This window comes from Mycobacterium seoulense (assembly GCF_010731595.1).
In the GTDB taxonomy this organism is placed as follows: Bacteria; Actinomycetota; Actinomycetes; order Mycobacteriales; family Mycobacteriaceae; genus Mycobacterium; species Mycobacterium seoulense.
Genome location: NZ_AP022582.1, coordinates 2,809,173 through 2,830,659 on the forward strand (window position 1 = coordinate 2,809,173; position 21,487 = coordinate 2,830,659).

Consider the following 21,487-nt stretch of genomic DNA (forward strand, 5'->3'; position numbering starts at 1 on the left):
GTGAGCAGGCTACCCGGCGGCCGCGCGGTCAGCCTTGCTCGTCCCAGATCTTCGTCAGCGTGGAGAGGATCTCCTCCCCGCGGCCCAGGCCGCCGAGGTGGCTTTCGCCGGGCAGCACGATCAGCTCGGCGTCGGGCAGCAGGGACACGACGTGCTCGCCGTGCGCGAACGGGACGATGTGGTCGCTGTCGCCGTGCCACCAGCGCACCGGGACCTTGACCTCGTCGAGCCGGAAGCCCCAGTCGCGGGTGAACAGGATGATGTCGTTGAACGGGGCCGCCAGTTGCTTGCGGCTGCCGTTGAGCAGGTCGTCGAGGAACATGGCGCCGAACTCGGGCCGGGTCAGCAGGCGCCGGTCGCCCTCGGGCGATATCGCGGCATACAGATACAGCGCGGGATTGGCGACCGGACGGATCATCCGGACCACCAGGCTCGCGCCGATCCGCAGCGGGTCGCCGCCCAGTCGCAGCAGCGGCGCCACCCGCTTGCCCAGGTTCATCAGGCCACTGGTGATCCCCTCGTCGCCCAGGAAAGGCGCGACGCCGCCGAGCACGCCGGCCGCCACGATGCGGTCGGGCAACACCGCGGCGGACGCGAGCGCGTACGGGCCGCCGCCGGACAGGCCGATGACTGCCAGCTTGTCGATGCCCAGCGTGTCCGCGATCGTCCGCAAGTCGTCGCCGAACGCCCGGATGTTCTCGTACCGATGCGGCGTCGACGAACCGATGCCGGGCCGGTCCAGGCCGATCAGGCGGATCTTGTGGTTTTCGGCGTAGAGGCGCGCCTCGACCGGGATCTGCCGGCGGGCGCCCGGTGTGCCGTGCAACCAGAACATCGCGCGCCCCTGCGGGTCACCGAATTCGGCAAAGCCGATCTGGCGGTCCTCACCGACGGCGATGTTTCCTTCGAGCTTGGGGCGGGCGATCTCGATGACCATGCCAGCAGCCTCGCATGTGACGGGCCGTTTACCAAAGGCTCACGGGTCAGGCGTTGAGCGGTCGCTCCCCGATGACCCGGTCGGCCCGCAGGCTCGCGACCTCGTCGGCGGACAGGCCCAGACCGGCGAGGACTTCGTCGTTGTGTTGGCCCAGCGTCGGCGGGGCGGTCCGGTGGTGGCGGGCCGGCCCGGGCGTGATGCGAAACGGCCAGCCGGGATAGCGGTGCGGCCCGGTGATCGGGTGCACGAACTCCTCGTAGTAACCGCGCGCGTCGAGCTGGCCCCCGATCAGGTCGCCGTCGTACATCTGCTCGCCGGTGATCACCTGCTCGGCCGGGATACCTTGTTCCTGAAGGGCTTTGACGATCGCTGATGCGGTCTGGGTGCGGGTCCACCCCGTGACCAGCTCGTCGAACACGTCGTGGTCAAGGTGCCCGTCGTCGGGCAGCGACAATGCGACCCATCCGCCGTCGTCGGCGGTCGGGTAGACGCCTTGCAGGTAGCCGCGCTGCCGGTTGCCCCGGCGCGGGGGCACGACGCCGGTCATCGAATACTCGATCACCGGTTCGGCGGCCACGCACGCCGCGACCTCGATCTGCGCGATCTCGATCAGCTGGCCCTCCCCCGTTCGGCGTCGGTGCTCGAGGGCGGCCAGCAGCGCCACCGCCGCGTGCACGCCGACGATGGGATCGGCTGGCCCCTGCGGGTTGCACGGCGGGCCGTCGGGGTAGCCGGTGGCCGCCGACATTCCCGAGGTCTGCTCGAAGTTCAGCGCCCAGCCGACGTAGTCGCGCCACGGCCCCTGCAGGCCGTATCCGGGCATCCGCACGGCGATCACGTCGGGGTTGAGCGACGCCAGCGCGTCATAGTCCAGGCCGAACTGCTCGACCACCCGGGGCGAGAAGTTCTCCACGACCACGTCGGCGTCGGCGGCCAACCGCCTGGCGATGTCGAGACCCCGCGGCGAGGTCAGGTCGAGGGTGAGGTCGCGCTTGTTCAGGTTGGTCCCCTGCCAGATGGGGCTGCGTTCATACCAGTCGTCGCCCTCGTAGGCGAAGGCGCCCGAGTAACGGTGCCCGTCCGGCCGCTGGATCGATTCGATCTTCACGATGTCGGCGCCGAACGCGCCCAGGTAGCAAGTCAGGTAGGCGCCGGCCCAGAACGTGGTCAGGTCGAGAACCCGCAAGCCGGCGAAGGGCAGCGGCCCTTCGGTTGTGCAAAGCGGTCGGGCATCGGCCGCCCACGGTCCGGGCGACATACCCAGCGGGGACGCCGGCCCGGGTTGCGGGACAGGCGTTTTCGAGAATCGGAACGGCGGGCCGGGTCGCCGAAACGACCAACCGGGCCCGCCGGATTGCACGAAGAACCCGCGCTCGGCGTACTGCGGGCAGTCGAGCACGGTGGCCCCGTCGTTGACCGGGGCGGCCGGAATGCGCAGCGCCTGAGCCAGTTCCACGATCTCTTCGACGGTCTGCTGGGACAGCACTGGCTCCGCCTTGCCGAAGAACTCGTCGCGCTCGGGGCCGCCCATCATGATCGCGATCTGATGCTCGCCGTACTCGGGCAGTCCGAGCATCGCGCACACGTCCAGCCAGTGCTGGCCTGTCAGGCAGTTGATGCCCACCCAGCCGTCGGCGGCCCGGACGACGCCAAGCATGGGGGCCGAGCGCAGGTTCGCGGGCAGGCCGAGGTGTTGCATCCGGCGCGCCATCAGCATCGGGTAGGGCAGCGTCGACAGCAGCGCCTCCACCTGGGAGACGTCGACCTCTCGGACCCGGCCGGTTGGCGGCATCCGCAACGCGGTCAGCGCGCCCAGGGCTGCGTACCCGCCCGCGACGTATTCGGAGATGCGGGCGCCGACCTGTACCGGCGGGCGGTCCGGATCCCGGGCGCTGATCCAGCCCGATGCCGCCTGCGCGGTCAGGGGGGTGACCGGCCGGTGCCGCCAGGGCCCGCGCTGGCCGAATCCAGAGATGCGGATTAACACCAGATTTGGGTTCAGCCGCCCCAAGTCGTCCGGGCCCAGCGCCCAGCGGTCCAGCGTTCCGGGCACGAAGTCCTCGATGAGCACGTGCGCCGCCGCGATGAGCTCGCGGGCTTCCGTCAGGCCGGCTGGCTGGGTGAGATTGACTGTAACGCAGCGCTTTCCGGCGTTGAGGTACGCGAACAAGCCGCTGCGTTGCGGGTCGGGAACTCCGCCGGGAAACGGGCCCCACCGGCGCAGGGCATCTCCGGCGGGCGGCTCGATCTTGGTGACCTCGGCGCCGAGGTCGACGAAAAGCTTTGCGGCGTAAGAACCTGAGATCTCGTTGGCGATTTCGACGACGTGGAGCCCGGCGAGGGGTCCCGTCATGCCGGGATCCCGATGGCCTTCACCTCCATGTACTGGTACAGGCCACTGATCCCGCCGCTCTCCCGGCCGAACCCGCTCAGCTTGAACCCGCCGAACGGCGCGTCGCCCGGCCCGATGCCGTTGACGGCGACCTGGCCCGTGCGCATCCGCCGCGCGACCGCGAGCGCGCGGTCCACGTCGGCGCCCCACACGGCGCCCGAGAGCCCGTAGCACGAGTTGTTCGCGATCGCGACGGCGTCCTCGTCGTCGCGGTAGCGCAGCACCGACAGCACCGGCCCGAACACTTCCTCCTGCGCGATCGCCGAATCCGGTTGCACACCGGTGAGAATCGTCGGTTCGAAGTAGTAGCCGACGTCCAAGTCGGCCGGGCGGCCGCCGCCCGTTGCCAGCACCGCTCCGTCGTGGACCGCGCCGTCGACGTGTGCCTGCACGCGCTCGCGTTGCGCCGCGCTGATCAGCGGGCCCATTTGCACCGTCGGGTCCGTGGGGTCGCCGACCTTGACGTCGCGGGCCAGCGCGACGAGCCGGTCGACGACGTCGTCGTGCAACGAGTCGGGGAGCAGCAGCCGGCTGTGCAGGATGCAGGCCTGCCCGGCGTGCAACGAGCAGCAGTCGAACAGCATCTGCTGCAGCATGTCGTCGGTCACCTGCGTGTCGTCGAGAATGATGCTTGCCGACTTGCCGCCGCACTCCAGCAACAGCCGCTTCATGGCGTCGCCCGCGGCCCGCATGACCTCACACCCGACGGCGGAACTGCCGGTGAAGCTGATCATGTCGATGCGCGGATCCGTCGTGAGCAGTTTGGCGGCCTCGAGGCCCGAGGGCGTGACGACGTTGACGACGCCCGGCGGGATGTCGGTCTCCTCGTCGATGATGCGCGCGAGGGCCAACCCGGCCAGCGGCGTCAGCGGCGAGGGCTTGAGCACCACGGTGTTGCCCGCAGCCAGCGCGTTGTTCGCCTTCATGACGTTGAGGCAGTGCGGGAAGTTCCACGGCGTCAGGATCGACACGACACCGAGCGGCTCGCGGCGCAGCACAGTCGTTCCGGCACCGATCCCGGTGACCGGCTCCTCGATCAGCTTGGTGGCGAGCTGGGCGGCATGCATGGACATGTACCCGGCGCCGTCGATTTGCATCATCCGCTCGTTGGCGACGCAGCCCCATTCGACCTGTGACAGCGCGAAGATCTCGTCGGCGTGCTTGAGCAGGGCATCACCGAGCTGGTTGAGGCAGCCGGCCCGCTCGTCGGGACCCATGCGGCCCCATGGCCCGGCGTCGAAGGCCCGGCGCGCGGCGTCGATCGCCGCGCCGACCTGGGCGACACTCGCGTCGGGCGCGGTGCCGATGGACTGCTCGGTGGCCGGGTTGATGTCGTCGTAACGACCGTCCTCCGGCTCGACCCACCTGCCATCGATGTAGAGCTCATAGGTGTCGACAAGAGATCCCGGAGTTTGCAGCTCGGTCATGCGCTTCCTCACCCGAACGTCGGTCATACAACCACTTGGTGTACACCCATGCCCCCCTGCCGTCAATCACTAATCGCGCGAATTGCCCGCTATTTTCGCGTTTCGCGCCGGTATTGACAGGGGTGGGGCACGCGGGGTAGACACAAGGCCGCAAGACACATTGCGTCAATGTGTCGGATTGCCTGTCCAGGGAGGCCGCCGTGCGGACCGCTTTGCCCGCTTCTCTGTTGCACTCCCCCGACTTCTATGCGGGCGATCCGTACCCGGTGTACCGCGAGCTGCGCGCGACGGCGCCGGTGTGCTGGAACGAGGTCACCAACTTCTGGGCGCTGCTGAAGTACGAGGACATCCGCTTCGTGTCGAGCAACCCGGCCCAGTTCTCGTCGACCCGGGGCATCACCATCCCCGACCCGCAACAGCCGAGCCCGGTCCAGCCGGGCAGCCTCATCTTCACCGACCCGCCGCGGCACCGGCAGTTGCGCAAGCTGATCAACTCGGGGTTCACCCGGCGGCGGGTGGCCGTCCTCGAACCGAAGATCCGCGAGATCGTGCGGGGAATCCTCGACGGCATCGAACCCGATTCCGTACACGAGTTCGCCGATGAGATCGCCGCTCCGTTGCCCACCCGGATGATCGCCGAGCTCATCGGCGCCCCGCCGGACGACTGGGAGCAGTTCCGGGCGTGGTCGGACGCGGCCACCGGAAGCGCCGACCCGGAGATCGAACTCGACCCGTTGGTCGCCATGGGGCAGCTGTACGAGTATTTCCAGAAGTTGATCGCCGCCAGGCGCGTGGACCCGCGCGACGACCTGTTGTCGGTGCTGGCGGGCGCGGAGATCGACGGTGTCCGGCTGACCGACGAGGACCTGCTCAATTTCGCCTACCTGCTGCTGGTGGCCGGCAACGAAACCACCCGCAACCTGATCGCGCTGGGCACGCTGGCGCTGATCGCCCACCCCGACCAATGCCGCCTGCTGGTCGACGATCCCGCGCTGATCCCGGGCGCCGTCGAGGAAATGTTGCGCTGGAACAGTCCGGTGGTGCACATGGCGCGCACGGCGACGGCCGACGTGGAGATCCGCGGTCAGCGGATCGCCGAGGGGGACGTGGTGGTGATGCTGTACGGATCGGCCAACCGCGACGAAGACATCTTCGGCGCCGACGCCGAGGAGTTCAAGGTGACCCGGCACCCCAACCCGCACATCGCCTTCGGCTGTGGCGAACATTCCTGCGTCGGTGCGCAATTGGCGCGGCTGGAGGCATGCGTGATGTTCGACGAGCTGCTGCGCCGCTTCCCCAGGCTCGAGCTGGTGGGTTCGGTGGACCGGATGCGCGCCACCATGGTGCCCGGGGTCAAGCGCATGCCGGTGCGGCTGGGGGCCTGAGTCGATGGACCTGGAGTACTCACCCGAGCAGCAGCAGCTGCGCGCCGAGATCCGCGCGAGCCTGGAACAGGTGATGACCCCGGAGCGTGTCGCCGCGATCGGCGAGAACATCGAGGGCGGGCCGGCGGTGCGGGATTGCGTGCGCGCCCTGGCCGAGGCCAACCTGCTCGGCGTCGGATGGCCCAAAGAGTATGGGGGGCAAGGATTCTCGGCGATCGAGCAGTTCATCTTCTCCGAGGAGGCGCGGCGCGTCAACGCCCCGATCCCGCTGGTGACGCTCAACACGGTCGGTCCGACACTGATGCAGTGCGGCACCGAGGAACAGAAGCAGAAGTTCCTGCCCGCGATTTTGGACGGCAGCGTCGAATTCGCGATCGGCTACTCCGAACCCGAGGCGGGTAGCGACCTCGCATCGGTGCGTACCACCGCGGTGCGCGACGGCGACGAGTACGTCATCAACGGGCAGAAGATGTTCACCAGCGGGGCGGCATACGCCGATTACATCTGGCTGGCCGCCCGCACCGATCCGAATGCCAAGAAGCACAAGGGCATTTCCATCCTCATCGTGCCCACTTCGTCGCCCGGGTTCTCCTGGCAGCCGCTGCACACCATGCCGGGCATCTCCACCTTCTACACCTTCTACGACAACGTGCGGGTGCCGGCCAGTGCGCTGGTGGGCGGCGAGAACCAGGGCTGGCAGCTGATCACCACCCAGCTGAACTTCGAGCGGGCGGCCCTGGGCAACCTCGGCGCGCTGGAACCGCTGTTCGAGCGCACGCTGCAGTGGGCCACCGGCACCGAACTCGACGGCGGCCGCGTCATCGACCAGCCGTGGGTGCAGCTGGCACTGGCCCGGGTCGAGGCCCAGGTCGCCGCCTACAAACTGGTCAACCTGCGGGTCAACGCCGCGATGACCAAGGGCGCGCTGAACATGGGGGAAGCCTCGGCGGCCAAGGTCTTCGGCACCGAGCTGACCCAGCAGGTCGCCCGCCAACTGCTCGAGGTGCTCGATGGCAACGGCGTGCGCCGCGGCGCCGACGCGCCCCTGCGCGGCGCGCTGGAGACCGCGTACCGCCAGGCGGTCATCAACACCTTCGGTGGCGGCGCCAACGAGATTCAGCGTGACATCATCGCCATGGCCGGATTGGGCATGCCACGGGCTCCCCGCGACCTTCGCGCCACCGCACAATAGGAGGACAGCCTTACCGTGACCGACTCAGAAACCGTCAGCGCCAAGGTGCGCGCCCTCGTCGGCCAGCCGACCGGCGGCACCGGAAAGCCCTCGCTGGCCCCGGATCCGGTGAACCAGCCGATGATCCGGCACTGGGCGTACGCGATGGCCGACATGAACCCCGTCTACCTCGACCCGGAGTTCGCGGAGAAGTCGCGGTTCGGCGGCATCGTGTCGCCGCCGGTGATGCTGCAGACCTGGACGATGCCGTCGCCGATCCTGGAGGGCATCGGCGAGCGCGGTGGCGCGCCCGTCGAAATCAAGAGCAATCCCACGGCATTCCTCGACGAGGCCGGCTACACCAGCACAGTCGCGACCAACTCCGAGTTCGAGATCGAGCGCTACCCACGACTGGGCGACGTCATCAGCGCGACGACGGTGTACGAATCGGTCTCCGAGGAGAAGAAGACGGCGCTGGGCACCGGCTTCTTCCTGACCTGGCTGACGACCTACACCGCCCAGAACGGCGAGGTCCTGGGAAGGCAGCGATTCCGGGTGTTGCGATTCAGGCCGGAGCGCTGATGGCGACCCGGCTGGCGCCTGCCATCACCAAGGACACCGAGTTCTTCTGGAACGGATTGCGGGACAACAAGCTCCTGATCCAGCGCTGCGGTGGATGCGGGCAGCTGCGCCACCCGCCCCGCCCGATGTGCCCGCACTGCCGCTCCCTGGACTGGGACACCGTCGAGTCGTCGGGCCGCGGCACCGTCTACAGCTACGTGATGCCGCACGAGCCGAAGTTTCCGTTCTTCGAGTATCCCTACGTGGTCGTGCTGGTGGAACTCGACGAGGGCGTGCGGCTGGTGTCCAACCTGACCGGCATCGACCCGGCCGACGTGGCCACCGGCATGCCGGTCGAGGTGTACTACCAGCGTTTCGATAACGACCTGGTGCTGCACCAGTTCCGGCCGGGCAGCTAGGCGGGGCTCATGGACTTCAGTTTCAGCGAAGAGCAGGAGACCATCTCCAAGCTCGCCCGCGACCTCCTCGAGCGCCGGGCCACGCGGGAGCGCTTGGCCGAGTTGGAGGCCGGCGACGTTCGCTTCGACGACGCACTGTGGAAAGAGCTGGCGGCCGCCGACCTGCTCGGCACCGCGCTGCCGGAGCCGGTGGGCGGTAACGGCGGTGGTTTCGTCGAGCTCGGGGTGCTGCTGGCCGAGGTGGGCCGGGCGGTCGCACCGGTGCCCGCCTACGCGACGCTGGCCCTGGGCGCCGACCCCATCGCGCGGTACGGCAACGATGAACAGCGGCAACGCTTCCTGCCGGGGGTTGTCGCCGGAAACCGCATACTGACCGCGGGATTGGCCGAGCCGGGCCGCTCCGATGCGACGGCTCCCGCCACCACCGCGCGGCGCGACGGCGGCAGCTGGCGGCTCGACGGCGCCAAGGAGCTGGTTCCGGCCGCCCAGCTCGCCGACACGGTGCTGATCCCGGCGTCGATGGACGACGGGCAGGCCGGCCTGTTCCTGGTGGCGGCCGACGCCCGCGGCATCGAGATCCGTCCCGCGCCGACCACCAACCGCGAACCACACGCCGACGTATACCTCGACGGCGCAACGGTATCCGACGCCGACCGGCTCGTCGGCGCAGACCTGATCGACTCGCTGTACACCCGTGCGCTGGTCGCCCTGTGCGCGGTTCAGCTCGGCGTCGTGGAGCGCGCACTGCGGATCGCGGCCGAATACACCACGGGCCGCGAACAATTCGGCCGGCCCATCGGCAGCTTTCAGGCCGTGCAGCAGCGCATGGCGGACGCGTTCATCGACGTCGAGGCGATCAGGTGGACCACGTGGCACGCGGCGTGGCTGATCGCGCACGGGCGCCCCGCCGAGCGCGCCGCCCGCATCGCGAAGTTCTGGGCCGCCGAGGCCGGCGCCCGCGTCGCCGCCACCGCCCAGCACGTCCACGGCGGCATCGGCATCGACACCACCTATCCCCTGCACCGCTACTTCTTGTGGGCCAAGCACAACGAGCTCACGCTCGGCCCGGCTGCGGCGCAGCTGGCCCGGCTCGGCGCAACGTATTCGGAAGGACAGCAATGACGACCACCGCGAGCCGCAGCACCACCCTGCGCTGGGCCGACATCTCCGTCGGCGACGAGGTGACCCCGCTCGAGATCCCGATCACCACAACGATGATCGTCGCGGGGGCGATCGCCACCCGCGACTTCATGCCCGTGCACCACGACCGCGACTACGCCAACAAGCAGGGCTCTCCGAATCTGTTCATGAACATCCTCACCACCAACGGCTACTGCGTGCGGTTCCTCACCGACTGGGCCGGACCGGAGGCGATGGTCAAGAAGCTGTCGATCCGCCTGGGCGTGCCGTGCTTTCCGGACGATCCGCTGCGGTTCACCGGCAGCGTCACCGGGAAGAGCGCAGGCACCGGGGGGGAGAACTTCGTCGAGGTGACGTTCAAGGGCTCCAACAGCCTGGGCGACCACGTCTCGGGCACCGCGATCCTCAGCCTGCTCGACGGGGCGCGCGCGTGAGCAGCTCGCTGCCCGGCGCCGCGGCCATCGTCGGGATCGGCCAGACCGAGTTCTCCAAGGAATCCGGCCGCAGCGAACTGCAATTGGCGTGCGAGGCGGTGAGCGCCGCGCTCGACGACGCCGGCCTGGCACCCGCCGACGTCGACGGCATGGTCACCTTCACGATGGATGCCAGCGACGAGATCGACATCGCGCGCAACGTGGGCATCGGCGACCTGAGCTTCTTCTCCCGCGTGCACCACGGCGGCGGCGCGGCCGCCGGCACCGTCGTGCACGCCGCGATGGCCGTCGCGACGGGTGTCGCCGACGTGGTGGTGTGCTGGCGGGCCTTCAACGAACGCTCCGGTTTCCGGTTCGGCGGCAGCGGGCGCAGCATGGCCGAAACACCGTTGTTCATGGCGCACTACGCACCGTTCGGCTTGCTCACCCCCGCGGCGTGGGTCGCGATGCACGCGCAGCGCTACATGTCGACGTACGGCGTCACCAACGAGGACTTCGGCCGCATCGCGGTCGTGGACCGCGCGCACGCGGCCCGCAACCCCGATGCGTGGTTCTACCAACGCCCGATCACGCTCGAGGACCACCAGAATTCGCGCTGGATCGTCGAACCCGTGCTGCGCCTGCTGGATTGCTGTCAGGAGAGCGACGGCGGGGTCGCGCTCGTGGTCACCAGCGCCGAGCGGGCACGCGACCTGCGGCAGCCGCCGGCGGTCATCACCGCGGCCGCCCAGGGCGCGGCCTCCAACGGCGAGATGATGACCAGCTACTACCGCGACGACATCACCGGCCTGCCGGAGATGGGTGTGGTCGCCAACAGGCTGTGGCGCGACTCCGGTCTCAAGCCGCAAGACATCCAAACCGCGTTCATCTACGACCATTTCACGCCGTTCGTGTTCACCCAGCTCGAGGAGCTCGGGTTCTGCGGGCGCGGCGAGGCCAAGGACTTCGCCACCGTCGAGCGGCTGTCGCTGGGCGGGGAGCTGCCGATCAACACCAATGGCGGGCTGCTCGGGGAGGCCTACATCCACGGCATGAACGGCATCACCGAGGGGGTGCGCCAGGTGCGCGGCACGTCGTGCAACCAGGTCGACAATGTCGAACACGTGCTGGTCACGTCGGGCACCGGGGTGCCCACCAGCGGGCTCATCCTGGCGCCCGCCGACTAAAGGGGGTTATCACCGTGCCGAAGCTCGCCCTGCTGACCGCCCACGGCGGCACGCTACTCGAGGTCGGCAACGTGGGCGTGGGACGGACGTTCGAACTGGATCCGAGCGCGCTGGTCTACGGCAACAAATCCGTGCGCGGCGTCATGCTCTACGATCCCGTGACGCTGGCCGTCGGGCTATCGTTCTTGCAGCACATCAGCTTTCCGTTCGACCGCCTGATGCCCGACCCATTCCACCTGGCCGACGTCAACGCCGCCTTCGCCTCGGCCGACGCGGGGCTGGTGCCCCGGGGGGCGTTGGTACCGTGATGACTGAAGCGGCCCAGGCCATCGACACCCGCGAACTGATCGTGGAGTCCGCGTACTCCTGCTTCCGCAAGCAGGGACTGCAGAAGGCGACGATCGTCGACATCGCCCGGGCGGCCGGCGTTTCCCGCAGCACCATCTACGAGTACTTTTCCGACAAGGCGGCCATCATCGAGGCGTGCGCCGAGCACGCTTCCGAACGGTTCTACCGGGAGATGTCCACGGCCATGGGCCGGGGCGGCTCGCTCGAGGACAAGCTCAGCCAGGCCGCCGTCTTCGTGACCCAGGCCCGGCGGTCCATCGCGTCGGAGAAGTACTTCGACGAGGATGCGATCAGCCTGCTGCTGACCAAGGATGCCGCCGTGTTGCTGCGCGAGTGCGTCGACTTCTTCGCACCCCACCTGTCGGCCGCCAAGCTCACCGGGGAGGTGCGCAAGGATCTCGACATCGAAGCCGCCGGTGAATGGTTCGCGCGCATCCTGTTCTCACTCTTCAGCACGCCGTCCTCGACGCTGGACATGGACGATCCCGAGGCGGTGGCCGAGTTCGTGCGCGCGTTCGCGGTGCGTGGGTTCGCCAGCGAGCGCGCTCGGCCCCGGCGCGGCTAGGCGGCGCTTGCCGCTGAGGACCTTCTCCCGTCGAGTGTGCATCGTGGGCTTTGAGTGTGCGTTCAGGGCGGGATTCCGGTGAAATTCGCGCCGTGGGCTCACACGCAAAGCCGTGACCGCACACTCAGTGCCCGCGCCGGGCCAGCGCCCGCAGGAAGAACGTCAGGTTGGCGGGCCGCTCGGCCAGCCGGCGCATGAAGTAGCCGTACCACTGGGTGCCGAACGGCACGTAGACCCGGATCCGGTTGCCGGTTGCGGCCAGCCGCCGCTGCTCGTCATCGCGGATGCCGTACAGCATCTGGTACTCGAAATCGGTTGCGGCCCGGCCCGCTTCGCGCGCCAGCGCGGGCACCTGCTCGATGACCGCCGGGTCGTGGGAGGCCACCATCGGATACCCCGAGCCGGCCATCAGCACCCGCAGGCAGCGCAGGTAGGCGTCGGTGACCGCGGCCGGGTCGCGGTAGGCCACCGCCGCCGGTTCGTCGTAGGCGCCCTTGCACAACCGGATCCGCGCCCCGGTCGCCGCGAATTCCCGGCAATCGCCCAGCGTGCGTCGCAGGTAGGCCTGCAATGCCACACCCAGCCAGGGAAAGTCGTGCCGCAGGTCGCGCACGATCGTCAGCGTCGAGTCCGTCGTCGTGTGGTTTTCGGCGTCCACGGTCACCCACACGCCGGCCCGCCGTGCCGCTCCGCAGATCCTAAACGCGTTCTCCCGGGCGATCTTCTCGCCGTCGCGGCCCAGCGACTGCCCCAGGGCCGACAACTTCAGCGACACCTCGAGCGGACGGGCGGCGGCGCGATCCCCGAGCCGGGCCAGGCGGTCGATCAGATCGAGGTAAACCGCCACCGCCGCGTCGGCGGCGCTGGCGTCGGTGACGTCTTCACCGAGGTAGTCGAGGCTGACACATCGACCCGAATCGCGAAGCGCCGCAACGCTGCCCAGTGCGCTGTCGATCGTCTCTCCGGGAACGAAGCGGTGCACCACGCGACGGGTGATCGGCAGGCCTTCGGCGGCCCGCCGCAGTCCCGGCCGCCGGCTGGCGGCCATGATGGCCGGCCGGAGGGTGCTGGCGAACACACCGGTCATCAGTCGGCCGCCATGTGCGGATACGCGTGGTGGGTCGCCGGGACGAACGTCTCCTTGATGGTGCGTGCCGATGTCCAGCGCAACAGGTTCAGCACCGACCCGGCCTTGTCGTTGGTGCCCGAGCCACGCGAACCCCCGAAGGGCTGGCGCCCGACGACCGCGCCGGTGGGTTTGTCGTTGACGTAGAAGTTCCCTGCGGCGAAGCGCAGGCGCTCCTGCGCGGTCAGCACCGCCTCGCGGTCGTCGGCGATGACGGCGCCGGTCAGCGCGTACCGCGAGCCGGTGTCGATCACGCCGAGGATTCGTTCGTAGTCGCCGTCGGGGTACACGTGCACCGACAGCAGCGGACCGAAGTATTCGGTGGCGAACGACTCGTCGGCCGGATCGTCGGACAGCAACACCGTGGGGCGCACGAAATAGCCGACGCTGTCGTCGTATTCGCCGCCGACCGCGATGGTGACGTGGGCGGCGCTCTTCGCCCGCTCGATGGCGTTGACGTTCTTGGCGAACGCCCGCCCGTCGATCAGCGCCCCACCGTAGTTGGTCAGGTCCGTGACGTCGCCGTAGCGCAGCGCGGCGGTCTCGCCCAGGAAGTCGTCGCCGATGCGCCGCCACACCGACTGCGGGATGAAGGCGCGCGACGCCGCCGAGCACTTCTGGCCCTGGTAGTCGAACGCGCCGCGAATCAGCGCGGTGCGCAGCACATCCGGCCGCGCGGACGGGTGCGCCACCACGAAGTCTTTGCCGCCGGTCTCGCCGACCAGCCGCGGATAGCTGTGGTAGCGGCCGATGTTGGCGCCCACCTGCTGCCACAGCCGCTGGAAGGTGGCGGTCGACCCGGTGAAGTGGATGCCGGCCAGCCGCGGATCGGCCAGCGCCACGTCGGAAACCGCGAACCCGTCGCCGGTGACGAGGTTGATCACGCCGGGCGGCAGCCCCGCGGCCTCGAGCAGCCGCATGGTCAGGTAGGCCGACAACGTCTGGGTGATCGACGGTTTCCACACGACGGTGTTGCCCATCAGCGCCGGCGCGGTCGGCAGGTTGCCGGCGATGGAGGTGAAGTTGAACGGCGTGATCGCATAGACGAATCCGTCCAGCGGGCGGTAGTCGCTGCGATTCCACTCCCCGGGCCCGCTGATCGGCTGCTGCGCCAGGATCTGGCGGGCGAACGCCACGTTGAACCGCCAGAAGTCGATCTGCTCGCAGGGCGAGTCGATCTCGGCCTGGTAGGCGGACTTGGATTGGCCGAGCATGGTCGCGGCGGCGATCTTCTCCCGCCACGGCCCGGCCAACAGGTCGGCGGCGCGCAGGAACACCGCCGCGCGCTCGTCGAAAGGCATTGCCGCCCAGGCGCCTTTCGCGGCCATGGCGGCGTCGATGGCCGCCGCCGCGTCGGCGTGCACCGCGTTGGTCAGGGTGCCCAGCGTGGCGGCGTGCCGGTGCGGCTGGACGACGTCGAAGCGGTCGCCGTCGCCCATGCGGTGTCTGCCGCCGATGACATGGGGAAGCTCGATCGGGTGATCGGCCAGGGCGGCCAATTCGGCGCGTAGCCGCTCGCGTTCCGGGGATCGCGGCGCGTAGTCGTGGACCGGCTCGTTGGCCGGCGGCGGCACCTGGGTTATCGCGTCCATCCTGCCAGGATCCTCGCCGCGACGGCCCGCCGACTTAGCCGATCGGACAGCAGTTCGTCCATTCGATAGTACGATCGGACAATGGCCGGTGTGGGGCTGGGTCAACTGTTGCTGGCGCTGGACGCGACCCTGGTCAGCCTGGTGGAAGCGCCGCGGGGCCTGGACCTTCCGGTGGGCTCGGCGGCGCTGATCGACAGCGACGACGTGCGGCTCGGGCTCGCGGCGGCCGCGGGCTCGGCCGATGTGTTCTTCCTGCTGGGGGTGGGCGACGACGAGGCGCTGCGGTGGATGGGCAAGCAGGCGCGCGAGCGCGTTCCGGCGGCGATCTTCGCCAAGGAACCGTCGAGTGCGTTGGTGAGCGCGGCGGTCGGGGCCGGGTCCGCGGTGGTCGCCGTCGAGCCGCGGGCCCGTTGGGAGCGGCTCTACCAGTTGGTCAATCACGTCCTCGAGCATCACGGGGACCGCGCCGACGAGACCGAGGACTCGGGCACCGACCTGTTCGGCCTGGCGCAGTCGCTGGCCGATCGCATCCACGGCATGGTCAGCATCGAGAACGCCCAGTCACACGTGCTGGCCTATTCCGCCTCCGACGACGAAGCCGACGAGCTGCGGCGCCTGTCCATCCTGGGCAGGGCGGGGCCGCCCGAGCATCTGGAATGGATCGGCCAATGGGGCATTTTCGATGCGCTGCGGTCCAGCGATCAGGTGGTGCGCGTGGCAGAGCGTCCCGAGCTGGGCCTGCGGCCACGGCTGGCCGTCGGGATCTACCAGCCCGCGGTGGACGCGCGGCGACCGCCGGCGTTCGCCGGCACCATCTGGGTGCAGCAGGGCGCACAACCGCTGGCCGACGACGCCGAGCAGATGTTGCGCGGCGCCGCGGTGTTGGCCGCGCGCATCATGGCGCGGCTGGCGGCCCGGCCGTCCACACACGCGCGGCGGGTGCAGCAGCTGTTGGGCCTGGTCGACGGCGAGCCCGACGTGGCCGCCGTCGCCCGCGAACTGGGCCTCTCCGCCGACGGCGAGGCGACGCTGGTCGGCTGGGACACCGCGGACGCCGCCGCCGACAGCGCGCCCCGCCAGCCGCGATTGGCCGACGTGATGGCGCTGAGCGCGAGCGCCTTTCGGCGCGATGCCCAGGTGGGCACGCGGGGATCGCGGATCTATGTGCTGCTGCCCCAGACGCAGACCCGCCCGGTCACCTCGTGGGTCCGCGGCACCGTCGCGGCGATGCGCGCCGAACTCGGCGTGCAGCTGCGGGCCGCCGTCGCGGCTCCCGTCGCCGGCCTCGCCGGGATCGCCGCGGCGCGCGCCGAGCTGGACCGCGTGCTGGACAGCGCTGCGCGCCATCCCATTTCGCTTCCGCAGGTGACCTCGCTGGCGGAGGCGCGCACCACCGTCCTGCTCGACGAGATCCTCACGCTGGTCGGCCGCGACGACCGGTTGGTCGATCCGCGGATCGTCGAGCTGCGCGCCCGGGAGCCGGTGCTGGCCGAGACCCTGCGGGTCTATCTGGACGGCTTCGGCGACATCGCGGCCGCCGCGCAGTCGCTGCACGTGCACCCGAACACGGTTCGCTACCGCGTGCGGCGCATCGAGAAATTGTTGTCCACCTCGCTCGCCGATCCCGAGGTGCGGCTGCTGTTTTCGATTGGCTTGCGACTGCCGGGTGGACCCGAGGGGAAGGCGGTAACCTAACGGCCATGCCGCACGCGTCCGTGGTCGCCCTGCTGCGTGAACGCGCCGGGTTGCAGCCCGACGACGTGGCGTTCCGGTACACCGACTACGACCAGGATTGGGCGGGCGTCACCGAGGCGCTGACGTGGGCGCAGCTGTACCGGCGGACCCTGAACGTCGCGCACGAGGTCAGGCGGCACGGCGCCGTCGGGGACCGCGCCGTGATCCTCGCTCCCCAGGGCCTGGCCTACATCGTGGCGTTCCTGGGGGCGATGCAGGCCGGGTTGATCGCGGTGCCGCTGTCGGTGCCGGCGGCCGGCTCGCACGACGAACGGGTCAGCGCCGTGCTGGCCGACACCGCGCCCACCGTCGTCCTCACCACGTCAGCGGCCGCCGGAACCATCACCGAGCACCTGACGCAGCCCGGCTCGCCCACCCTCCCGGCCGTGGTCGCCGTCGACGCGCTGGATTGGGACGACGCGAGCGCGCCCAGCACCCGGGTCAGCGGCGCGCCCGCGACGGCCTACCTGCAGTACACGTCCGGCTCGACGCGGCTTCCCGCCGGGGTGATGATCTCGCACCGCAATCTTCAGGTGAACTTCCAGCAGCTGATGGCCGACTATTTCGCCGAGACCAACGGTGTGCCGCCGCGCGACACGGCCGTGGTGTCGTGGCTGCCGTTCTATCACGACATGGGATTTGTGCTCGGCGTCATCGCGCCGATCCTGGGCGGCTATCGCGGCGACCTGACCAGCCCGGTCGCCTTCCTGCAGCGGCCGGCGCGGTGGATCCACGCGATGGCGAACGGCGGACCGGTGATGTCGGCGGCGCCCAACTTCGCGTTCGAGCTGGCCGCCCGAAAGACGTCGGATGCCGACCTGGAAGGCATCGACCTGGGCAACGTGCTGGGCATCGTCAGCGGCGCCGAGCGCATCCATCCCGCCACGCTGGACCGGTTCTGTAAACGGTTCGCCCCGTACAACTTCCGCGATCACATGATGCGTCCCTCCTACGGCCTGGCGGAGGCGACCGTCTACGTCGCCAGCCGCACCAAGGGCGGCGCCCCGGAGGTCGTTCACTTCGAACCCGAGCGGCTGTCCGAGGGCACCGCGCAACGGTGTTCGACGCAGGCCGGCTCGCCACTGCTGAGCTACGGGATGCCGAGGTCGCCGGCCGTGCGGGTCGTGGACCCGGACACCGCCAGGGAATGCCCGCCGGGAACGGTCGGCGAAATCTGGGTCCACGGCGAGAACGTGGCCGGCGGCTATTGGCAGAAGCCGCAGGAAACCGAGCGCACCTTCGGCGGCGTCGTGACCGACCCGTCGCCGGGTACGCCCGAGGCGCCCTGGCTGCGCACCGGTGATCTCGGCTTCGTCTCCGACGGCGAGATGTTCATCGTGGGACGGATGAAGGACCTGCTGATCGTCTACGGGCGCAACCACTATCCCGAAGACATCGAGTCGACGGTCCACGAGATCACCGGCGGCCGGGTCGCGGCGATCTCCGTCGCGGTGGACGAGTCCGAAAAGCTGGTGACCATCATCGAATTGAAGAAACGCGGCGATTCCGACGAGGAGACCTCGCGCCGGCTCGACGCAGTCAAAAACGATGTCACCGCGGCGATTTCGAGCTCACACGGCTTGAACGTCGCCGATCTCGTGCTGGTGCCGCCCGGGTCGATCCCCACCACCACGAGCGGCAAGATCCGGCGGGCCGCCTGTGTCGAGCAGTACCGCAAGCGGCAGTTCACCCGGTTGGACGCCTGAGCCCCTACGACGCCCGGTCATCGGGCGCGGCGGCGACGGGTTCGGCCGCTGGGGGCTCCTGAGCCGGGACGGGTGAGGCTTCCTCGGGCGCAGCGGTTTTCAGCAACGGCCAGCCTTTACGCAGAACGTAATCGAGCCAGGCGCCCGCCAACTGCGACGTGAGCACGGCCGCGACCACCAGCGTCGTGTAGAACTTCGAGCTGATGATTCCGGCGTCGAAAGCGACACTGGCGAGCACGATTCCGGGGCCGCCCCGGGCGTTCGTGGTGATCCCGAGGTTGATCAACTCCAGGCCCCGGAACCCGGCGAACCGCCCGGCGAGCGCCACCGACAGCATCTTCACCACGCAGGTGCCGACGAGGAAGATGACGATCATCGGCAGTGAGACGCCGCGGACGAGGTCCAGCTTCAAACCCACGATCGCGAAATAGACCGGAATGAAGAAGGCGAACGAGACTTTGCTGATCGCGTCGATCGAGTCCTCGAAGATCGCACGTTCCTTGTCCACCAGGGCGAAGCCCGCGAGGAAGGCCGCGAAGACCAGGTTGACGTCGAGCGCTCCCGCGACGGCGCAGTACGCCAGGAGGATCGCGATGGCGTAACCCGTAGGCGAGTGGTGTGCGAGAACGTTCCAGCGCGCCTTGTTGATTGCCGTGATCACGCGGGGCACGACCGTAAGACCGAGCGCGAAATAGGCCACCGTGACCAGCAGGTGCAATCCCATCTGCCATGGATGCAGGTGGGATTTCGCGGCGATCGAGGTCGCGATCGCCAGCGCCAGCCACAACACGATGTCCTCCAGCACCGCAACCCCGAGGATGAGCCGAGCGAACCGCGTATCCAGGATCTTGAGGTCGGCGAAGATCTTTGACACCACGGGCACGGAGGTGACGGCGACGCCGACCGCCAGGATGATGACGAGGGACACGCGGTTGCCGTGCGGTCCGGCCAGGCTCGGACGAATCAGCTGGGGTCCGAAGGCCAGCCCCAGCAGGAACGGAATGCCGGTGCCCACGATCACCAGCCAACTCACCGTCCGCCGTTCACCCTTGCCGAACAGTTGCTGCACCTCCGCGCCGGACACGAACATCAGCAGCAGCAACCCGAGCCAGTAGACGAAGCTCAGGATGTGGGTGTCGTGCCTGGCGGTCCCGACGAGGTGCTGCACATAGTGGAGCCGGCCGAGCAGTGCCGGACCGAGCACGATACCTGCCAGGATCTCGCCGACCACTTTCGGCTGGCCGAGCTTGAGGAACACATACCCCAGCAACTGGGCTAGCCCGACGAGTGCGAAAAGGACGCAAATGACCGCCGTCAGTTGGGAATTCGACACTATCCACCCCTCATGTTATTGGAAACACTCCGGCCAGCGCGGCCATGGCCGGTGACCCAACGTTGATAAAACTGATAAGCGAGCGTCAGCGCTCCGGTCCCGATGGCCACGGAAATCGGGTATGTGAAACTGGGCGCATTCATCACCAAAGGGAGGAGTCCCACGGCGAGCGCGGGCGGCATGCGCAGCCGCAGGAGACGAAGCGCGAGAATGCCGAACGCCATCGCGCAGGCCGCCGCGACGGCGCCACTGCCGAACAGGCTGACCGCACCCCATCCCGCCACCGCATTGAGGACGCACACGCCCGGCAGGGCAAGCGGCTTCCCGGCCCACGGACACACCGTGGGGTGGGCGAACATTTCGTAGGCGATGACGATGAGCGGAGGAAACAGGACGAGCCGCCAGCCCGTCGCCGCGGCGCACGACGCCAGCACCGTCAGAAACGCGAAGAATGGCAGGAGCCAAGCGTTTCCGGTGGCCGGCGACTCGAGCACGTCGTCGACGCTCGGCGTCGAAATGTCACGCTCCGAATATTTCTGCCGGCAATACCGTTGCCACGGAACGAGAATCGCCACGAGGACGACCAGGCTCAGCGCAATGGACGCCGGATAGAGCCAGCTCGTGATCCCCAGGAAAAGCGGCAGCGCCCCGGCGGCGATCCCCGGGGCGACCGCGGATTTGAGCAGCGCCAGAAGAACCAAGCACGAGGTGACGATCAGCAGAATCGCGATAACTCCGAACGGCAGAACCCGCGTGAGCAGGACACCGATGACGGCCCCCGCCACCGGCGTGACAACAAGCCGCACCGGCTGACTGGCCCATTTTCCCGATGGCCGGGTCAGCACGTCGTAGGAGAGCGCCGCCAACCCTGGGAACAACAGGTAGTGCCAGCCATTGAAGTGCGCCGCCAGCACGATGTAAGCCAGGGCGATTCCCTCCATGAGAAGGCGATTTCGGAGTACCGGGCCTTGATCAGCCATAGACGCTGCGTGTGGTCGTCGCATCGCGGGACTCCGCGCTACGGCGAAGTCCCGCGACACGGTGACGTCGTTTCGCGCTGAATCAGCCGGCCGGGAGGATTTCGCCCTTTTCCAGCCAGTGGGCGCACTCCGGGCCGAGCTTCTCGAGGGCGACGCGGTCGAAGCGCTCCGCCTGGTCCGGCCTCAGCTCGTTGCGGTGGTCACGCGTGAGCCCCTTGTGGAAAAAGGCCTTGGCGCTGGACATGTGCGACCCGCCGAACGGCGCCATCTTCTCCGCGCGCTCGCTCATGTAGTCGAAGGAACAGTGTTCGACGATGACGTCCATTCGCAGCGACGCCGGGTCGACGGAGAAGAATTCCGCGAGCCGGGCGATCTGGCCCCGAAGGTCCCGCTTCAGTTCCCCGTAATGCAGCAGCAGCACGTTCGGCTCGTTCCGCAGCGCCCACCACGACTGCATGATGTCGAGCAGATCGCAGCACTGGTATCCGTTGGTGTCCAGCCAGAGGTCGAAGAATTCCTGCATGTCCTCGGGGATCGCCAAAGGCGTTGGGTCGCCCGACCATTCGGCGTGGATCTGGTTGATCGTCTCCATCGTCTTCGGATTGAAGTTGTAGAGATAGTTGTGGAAGCTGATGCCGAGGTCTTTGCCGTTGCGCCCGACGAAGACATAACGGGCCTCGGGAGCGATCGGCAGGGCGTCGGCGGGCAGATGCGACTTCATCACCCGCCGAATTCCGGCCTCGCGTTGCTCCTTGAGCACCTTGAGCATCGCGGCGTGGTCACCCCAACTCGAGTCGAGCCACGGCGAGGTGTCCGAGAGCCCGCCCTCCGGCTCCTCGCCGTTGTGCAGAATCTGCTGGACAATTCGCTGCGTCCAGGTGGTGCCGGCTTTGAACGGGTCCGCGACGACGATGTCGCTTTCGACGAAGCCGCCCTGGGCCAGGAAGTCCTCCCAGACCCGGGAATCCGAGAGGTAGTCCCGCAGGACTCTGGTCGGAGCGAGAAGTTGGTTTTCCACCGTGAATGTGCCTTCCGTCAGTTTGCGAAAAAGCGTGGGTCGCATGCGCGGGA

At 68.7% G+C, this 21,487-nt stretch carries 19 protein-coding genes; 11 read left to right on the plus strand and 8 right to left on the minus strand.

The genetic code is table 11. The annotated features are described in order from the left end of the window. Window positions 1-28 precede the first annotated feature (28 nt). The 3 genes from G6N37_RS12810 to G6N37_RS12820 are packed head-to-tail and all read right to left on the minus strand — an operon-like array spanning window position 29 to window position 4,756. Window positions 29-937 carry an alpha/beta fold hydrolase gene (locus G6N37_RS12810; RefSeq protein ID WP_163680799.1) on the minus strand — a complete coding sequence of 303 codons (909 nt, stop codon included), beginning with the start codon at window positions 935-937 and terminating at the stop codon, window positions 29-31. A 46-nt stretch (window positions 938-983) separates the two neighbouring features. Continuing rightward, window positions 984-3,290, minus strand: a complete 2,307-nt coding sequence (locus tag G6N37_RS12815) for a CaiB/BaiF CoA transferase family protein (protein WP_163680802.1) — start codon at window positions 3,288-3,290, stop codon at window positions 984-986. After that, window positions 3,287-4,756, minus strand: a complete 1,470-nt coding sequence (locus G6N37_RS12820; protein WP_163680804.1) for an aldehyde dehydrogenase family protein — start codon at window positions 4,754-4,756, stop codon at window positions 3,287-3,289. Before G6N37_RS12820 ends, G6N37_RS12815 begins: the two co-directional genes overlap by 4 nt. A gap of 227 nt (window positions 4,757-4,983) precedes the next feature. On the opposite strand from G6N37_RS12820, the gene G6N37_RS12825 reads away from it, so the two are divergent. From G6N37_RS12825 to G6N37_RS12865, 9 genes are read left to right on the plus strand one after another with little or no spacing between them, the layout of a single operon-like run. After that, entirely contained in the window at window positions 4,984-6,141 is a 1,158-nt protein-coding gene (locus tag G6N37_RS12825; protein WP_163684988.1) for a cytochrome P450, read from the plus strand. A 4-nt stretch (window positions 6,142-6,145) separates the two neighbouring features. Then, window positions 6,146-7,333, plus strand: a complete 1,188-nt coding sequence (locus G6N37_RS12830) for an acyl-CoA dehydrogenase family protein (RefSeq protein ID WP_163680806.1) — start codon at window positions 6,146-6,148, stop codon at window positions 7,331-7,333. Between the two features lie 15 nt (window positions 7,334-7,348). Continuing rightward, window positions 7,349-7,894, plus strand: a complete 546-nt coding sequence (locus G6N37_RS12835; protein WP_163680809.1) for an FAS1-like dehydratase domain-containing protein — start codon at window positions 7,349-7,351, stop codon at window positions 7,892-7,894. Further along, a complete protein-coding gene (locus G6N37_RS12840) occupies window positions 7,894-8,292 on the plus strand; it encodes a Zn-ribbon domain-containing OB-fold protein (RefSeq protein ID WP_163680812.1) in 399 nt (132 codons plus the stop codon). The genes G6N37_RS12835 and G6N37_RS12840 overlap by 1 nt, the downstream gene beginning before the upstream one ends. 9 nt (window positions 8,293-8,301) lie before the next feature. Next, window positions 8,302-9,414, plus strand: a complete 1,113-nt coding sequence (locus tag G6N37_RS12845) for an acyl-CoA dehydrogenase family protein (RefSeq protein ID WP_163680814.1) — start codon at window positions 8,302-8,304, stop codon at window positions 9,412-9,414. Beyond that, the gene (locus G6N37_RS12850; protein ID WP_163680817.1) at window positions 9,411-9,866 is read left to right on the plus strand and encodes a MaoC family dehydratase; all 456 of its coding nucleotides are present in this window, start codon (window positions 9,411-9,413) and stop codon (window positions 9,864-9,866) included. The genes G6N37_RS12845 and G6N37_RS12850 overlap by 4 nt, the downstream gene beginning before the upstream one ends. Next, complete coding sequence (locus tag G6N37_RS12855) at window positions 9,863-11,032, plus strand: lipid-transfer protein (RefSeq protein WP_163680822.1); 1,170 nt, start codon at window positions 9,863-9,865, stop codon at window positions 11,030-11,032. The genes G6N37_RS12850 and G6N37_RS12855 overlap by 4 nt, the downstream gene beginning before the upstream one ends. Before the next feature lie 14 nt (window positions 11,033-11,046). Further along, entirely contained in the window at window positions 11,047-11,340 is a 294-nt protein-coding gene (locus tag G6N37_RS12860; protein ID WP_232074966.1) for an MDR/zinc-dependent alcohol dehydrogenase-like family protein, read from the plus strand. Beyond that, on the plus strand, window positions 11,340-11,945 hold the full coding sequence (locus tag G6N37_RS12865; RefSeq protein ID WP_276066145.1) for a TetR/AcrR family transcriptional regulator: 606 nt from the start codon (window positions 11,340-11,342) through the stop codon (window positions 11,943-11,945). The genes G6N37_RS12860 and G6N37_RS12865 overlap by 1 nt, the downstream gene beginning before the upstream one ends. A 124-nt stretch (window positions 11,946-12,069) precedes the next feature. Here G6N37_RS12865 and G6N37_RS12870 read toward each other — a convergent pair whose 3' ends face one another. Further along, on the minus strand, window positions 12,070-13,032 hold the full coding sequence (locus G6N37_RS12870) for a proline dehydrogenase family protein (protein ID WP_163680827.1): 963 nt from the start codon (window positions 13,030-13,032) through the stop codon (window positions 12,070-12,072). Beyond that, complete coding sequence (pruA, locus tag G6N37_RS12875) at window positions 13,032-14,663, minus strand: L-glutamate gamma-semialdehyde dehydrogenase (RefSeq protein ID WP_163680830.1); 1,632 nt, start codon at window positions 14,661-14,663, stop codon at window positions 13,032-13,034. The genes G6N37_RS12870 and pruA overlap by 1 nt, the downstream gene beginning before the upstream one ends. 81 nt (window positions 14,664-14,744) lie before the next feature. On the opposite strand from pruA, the gene G6N37_RS12880 reads away from it, so the two are divergent. Further along, window positions 14,745-16,358, plus strand: a complete 1,614-nt coding sequence (locus G6N37_RS12880) for a PucR family transcriptional regulator (RefSeq protein WP_163680832.1) — start codon at window positions 14,745-14,747, stop codon at window positions 16,356-16,358. A gap of 5 nt (window positions 16,359-16,363) precedes the next feature. After that, window positions 16,364-18,103: a fatty-acid--AMP ligase FAAL21/FadD21 gene (gene fadD21 / locus G6N37_RS12885; RefSeq protein WP_163680835.1), complete on the plus strand. Its 1,740-nt coding sequence runs from the start codon at window positions 16,364-16,366 to the stop codon at window positions 18,101-18,103. 4 nt (window positions 18,104-18,107) lie between these two features. Here the strand turns inward: fadD21 and G6N37_RS12890 are convergent, their stop codons facing one another. The 3 genes from G6N37_RS12890 to G6N37_RS12900 form a co-directional block, all read right to left on the minus strand. After that, window positions 18,108-19,436, minus strand: a complete 1,329-nt coding sequence (locus G6N37_RS12890) for a cation:proton antiporter (RefSeq protein ID WP_163680838.1) — start codon at window positions 19,434-19,436, stop codon at window positions 18,108-18,110. Further along, window positions 19,436-20,416: a hypothetical protein gene (locus tag G6N37_RS12895; protein ID WP_163680841.1), complete on the minus strand. Its 981-nt coding sequence runs from the start codon at window positions 20,414-20,416 to the stop codon at window positions 19,436-19,438. Before G6N37_RS12895 ends, G6N37_RS12890 begins: the two co-directional genes overlap by 1 nt. 82 nt (window positions 20,417-20,498) lie before the next feature. After that, complete coding sequence (locus tag G6N37_RS12900; protein WP_163680844.1) at window positions 20,499-21,434, minus strand: sulfotransferase domain-containing protein; 936 nt, start codon at window positions 21,432-21,434, stop codon at window positions 20,499-20,501. Window positions 21,435-21,487: the final 53 nt, after the last annotated feature.

What these genes read in the sequence shown, in the direction of transcription:
- G6N37_RS12810 (WP_163680799.1), bottom strand. Translation starts at nt 937, where the DNA reads ATGGTCATCGAGATCGCCCGCCCCAAGCTCGAAGGAAACATCGCCGTC.
- G6N37_RS12815 (WP_163680802.1), bottom strand. Translation starts at nt 3,290, where the DNA reads ATGACGGGACCCCTCGCCGGGCTCCACGTCGTCGAAATCGCCAACGAG.
- G6N37_RS12820 (WP_163680804.1), bottom strand. Translation starts at nt 4,756, where the DNA reads ATGACCGAGCTGCAAACTCCGGGATCTCTTGTCGACACCTATGAGCTC.
- G6N37_RS12830 (WP_163680806.1), top strand. Translation starts at nt 6,146, where the DNA reads ATGGACCTGGAGTACTCACCCGAGCAGCAGCAGCTGCGCGCCGAGATC.
- G6N37_RS12840 (WP_163680812.1), top strand. Translation starts at nt 7,894, where the DNA reads ATGGCGACCCGGCTGGCGCCTGCCATCACCAAGGACACCGAGTTCTTC.
- G6N37_RS12845 (WP_163680814.1), top strand. Translation starts at nt 8,302, where the DNA reads ATGGACTTCAGTTTCAGCGAAGAGCAGGAGACCATCTCCAAGCTCGCC.
- G6N37_RS12850 (WP_163680817.1), top strand. Translation starts at nt 9,411, where the DNA reads ATGACGACCACCGCGAGCCGCAGCACCACCCTGCGCTGGGCCGACATC.
- G6N37_RS12865 (WP_276066145.1), top strand. Translation starts at nt 11,340, where the DNA reads ATGACTGAAGCGGCCCAGGCCATCGACACCCGCGAACTGATCGTGGAG.
- G6N37_RS12870 (WP_163680827.1), bottom strand. Translation starts at nt 13,032, where the DNA reads ATGACCGGTGTGTTCGCCAGCACCCTCCGGCCGGCCATCATGGCCGCC.
- pruA (WP_163680830.1), bottom strand. Translation starts at nt 14,663, where the DNA reads ATGGACGCGATAACCCAGGTGCCGCCGCCGGCCAACGAGCCGGTCCAC.
- G6N37_RS12880 (WP_163680832.1), top strand. Translation starts at nt 14,745, where the DNA reads ATGGCCGGTGTGGGGCTGGGTCAACTGTTGCTGGCGCTGGACGCGACC.
- fadD21 (WP_163680835.1), top strand. Translation starts at nt 16,364, where the DNA reads ATGCCGCACGCGTCCGTGGTCGCCCTGCTGCGTGAACGCGCCGGGTTG.
- G6N37_RS12895 (WP_163680841.1), bottom strand. Translation starts at nt 20,416, where the DNA reads ATGGCTGATCAAGGCCCGGTACTCCGAAATCGCCTTCTCATGGAGGGA.